Below are 3196 nucleotides of genomic sequence, written 5' to 3'. Positions count from 1 at the left end.
CCGCGCGGGCGAGCGTCACACATTCGACGTCACGGCCGATCGCCGTCAGTTGCTCCGGCGTCATGCTGTGATCGACGCGCTCCACTTCCTGCTCGATGATCGGACCTTCGTCGAGATCCGTCGTCACGTAGTGCGCGGTGGCGCCGATCAGCTTCACGCCGCGGTCGAACGCCTGGTAATACGGCTTCGCGCCCTTGAAGCTCGGCAGGAACGAGTGATGAATATTGATCGCGCGGCCGGCGAGCGATTCGCACAACTGCGGCGACAGAATCTGCATGTAGCGCGCGAGTACCACCAGATCCGCTTGATGTTCGTCGATCACTTCTAGCACACGTGCTTCCTGCGCGGCCTTCGCGTCGGGCGTGCCGCCCATCAGCGGAAAATGATGGAACGGAATGTCGTAGCTGGCGGCTAGCTGATAAAACGCTTTGTGGTTCGAGATGATCGCCGGAATCTCAATCGCCAGTTGACCGGTGCGATAGCGGAACAGCAGGTCGTTCAGGCAATGGCCGATCTTCGACACCATGATGATGACGCGCGGCTTCACGGACGCATCATGCAATTCCCAGCGCATGCCGAACTGTTCGGCGAGCGTTGTGAACGACTTGCGCAACGCCTCCAGGCCTGGATCGCCGCCCACCTGCTGGAAATGCACGCGCATGAAGAACTCGCCGGTGCGGCTGTCGCCGAACTGCGCGGAGTCGAGAATATTGCTGCCACGCTCGAACAGAAAGCCCGAAACCGCATGGACGATGCCGGGCCGGTCGGCGCACGACAGTTTGAGGATAAAGCTGTGATCGGTCGACATGACCTGGGTGACTCCCTTTCTTCAATGCGTGGTTTGTTCGGTGTGTCTTGGTTCGATGCAGCGTGCTGCATGCGTGACTCGAGTTTTTTGTCGCGGAGCGCCTGCTCGCGCGTCATTAACGCTTTTGCGCTTTTGCGCTTTTGCGCTTTTGCGCTTATGCGCCAGCTAGCGAGCCACTAGCGCCTGTGCGCCTAAGCAAGCACCGGCGGCACGAACAGCGCCTCGATGCCCGCACACGCGTCCTCATCGATCCAGCGACGGCGCAGCAGGCAATCCAGCGTAGCCAGACTCGCATCCACGGTCATCGCGCCTTCCTCGATCCAGCGCGCCACGTCGTCGATGCGCGCGAGCCGGTGTTCGCCCACTTCGCCGTCCTGATTGCGCGGCGCGAAATCGGCCGGCAGCGCGAGATCGTAAATAAAAATCTGCTCGGCCTGCGTGCCTTCCGGCAGCGATTGCAGCACATGCGCAGTGCGGCCAGCCACCGCGCGCGCGGCGATCTCCTCGGGAATGCCGGCTTCTTCCCAGCACTCCTTGATGATCGTTGCCTCGATGCCGAAGCCCCAGCCGATCCCGCCTGCCACGACATTGTCGAGCATACCCGGGTCGGTCGCCTTGGTGTCGCTGCGGCGCGCGATCCATAGTTGCGGGGCCATCCGCGGGGCGGCCTCCCGTGACGCGCTATCCGCGTATTCTACGACGCCGTTCAGATGCACCGCGTAGGTCATCGTGCCGAAGAAGCGCGACGCCGCGCGTTCAATGTAGGCGAGCGGCGGCGCGTCGAAGGCATTACGGATCGCGTAGGTCTCGTTGCGCCAGCCGGGAATGCGGCCTTCGGCGGCAAGCGCACCGATCACGGACCCGAGCGCCGCGCTGCGCAGATCGATCGTATTGAACGAAGGCGCGAGCGTCACCCGCGTGCCGTCGATCTCGAACACATCGGGCCAGCGCGTCAGCAACGGTACATCGGTCGAGCGAATCCAGCCGACCTGTTCGGCGTCGATCCAGAACGGCAGATGCGCGTGGACGTCGAAGCGCCGCGCGGCGGTAATGCAAGGCAAAGTCATGTAAAGCTCCAAACTGTTCTTCGGTCGCGCTAAATCGTTGTTAGCTGTGTTGTTTGCTGTCGCCGTGTCAACCACATCAGCCGTCTCGCTCAATCACGCAACGCAACCCGAATCCCGATCGCGATGAACGTCGCGCCGGCGAGCCGGTCGAGCCACACGCCCACGCGCGGCCGGCGCTTCAGCCAGCCGCCGATCATTCCCGCGCACACGCCGAACAGCGAGAACACCACCACGGTTTGCAACATGAACAACACGCCGAGTTCGAGCATCTGCACCGTGACGCTTTGCGTGCCGTGCGGTTGCACGAATTGCGGCAGGAACACGACGAAGAACAGCGTCACCTTCGGATTCAACAGATTGCCGAGCACACTCTGACGAAACACCGCCATCAACGGTTGCGGTGCGCGCTCGTGCGCCGTGGCGAGCCCCTGGCTGCGCAGCGCCTTGATGCCGATCCAGATCAGATACGCGGCACCGGCCAGCTTGATCACTTCGAACGCAACCGGCGACGAACGCAGCAAGGCGGCCACGCCAAGCGCAGCCAACGTGGTGTGAAAGGTGATGCCGGCGGCAAATCCGAGCGCGGCGACGAGACCGGCCGCACGGCCTTGCGAAATACCGCGCGCCAGCACCTGCAGATTGTCGGGGCCGGGCGCCATGGTGATGGCGATCGAGGTCGCGAGGAACAACAGGAAGTTGGGCATCGTTCTTACCTTCTTTCGAAGCAGGAAGACGTTCGTATCCAGCGATCAATGACCGCCGAATTCGGTCACCGTATAGAGCGGCAGGCCGCCGTCGCGCAGCAGCTTCGAGCCGCCGAGTTCAGGCAGATCGATAATCGCCGCCCCTTCAACCACAACCGCGCCGAGCCGCTCGAGCAGAATCTTGCCGGCCATCATCGTGCCGCCGGTGGCGATCAGGTCGTCGATGATCACAACGCGGTCGCCCGGCTTGCAGGCGTCCTCGTGAATTTCGACGGTCGCGGTGCCGTATTCGAGCTCATAGGATTGCGCGACCCGCTTGTACGGCAGCTTGCCCTGCTTGCGGATCGGAATGAAACCGAGGTTCAGCTCGTACGCCAGAATCGGTCCGATGATGAAACCACGCGCGTCCAGCCCCGCGACGTAGTCGAGCTTCGCGTCGATATAGCGTTGCACGAACAGATCGATCAGCACGCGCAGTGACTTCGGCTCCTGCAGGAGCGGCGTGATGTCGCGAAACTGCACGCCTGGCTGCGGCCAGTCGGGCACCGTGCGGATGTGGCTTTTGATGTAGTCGGCCGCATCGAGCGGCGGGCGCGCGAGCGCGGTGGACCTGGTGT

Annotated in this window: 4 protein-coding genes; all 4 read right to left on the bottom strand. The window is 62.9% G+C overall.

The window, feature by feature from the left end:
• A partial coding sequence (gene purU, locus QOC89_RS01420; RefSeq protein WP_323043384.1) for a formyltetrahydrofolate deformylase occupies window positions 1–808 on the bottom strand: 808 nt, incomplete at its 3' end.
• A 191-nt stretch (window positions 809–999) separates the two neighbouring features.
• Window positions 1000–1875 carry an NUDIX hydrolase gene (locus QOC89_RS01415; RefSeq protein WP_323043383.1) on the bottom strand — a complete coding sequence of 292 codons (876 nt, stop codon included), beginning with the start codon at window positions 1873–1875 and terminating at the stop codon, window positions 1000–1002.
• An 89-nt stretch (window positions 1876–1964) separates the two neighbouring features.
• Window positions 1965–2579 (bottom strand): LysE family translocator, encoded by a 615-nt coding sequence (locus QOC89_RS01410; RefSeq protein ID WP_028199098.1) that lies wholly within the window; start codon window positions 2577–2579, stop codon window positions 1965–1967.
• A 45-nt stretch (window positions 2580–2624) separates the two neighbouring features.
• Window positions 2625–3196 (bottom strand): adenine phosphoribosyltransferase (locus tag QOC89_RS01405; RefSeq protein ID WP_416340323.1); only part of this gene is annotated, 572 nt, incomplete at its 5' end.

The organism is Paraburkholderia sp. (assembly GCF_034668105.1).
Taxonomy (GTDB): domain Bacteria; phylum Pseudomonadota; class Gammaproteobacteria; order Burkholderiales; family Burkholderiaceae; genus Paraburkholderia.
This window is presented reverse-complemented; position numbering and strand designations above follow the sequence as displayed.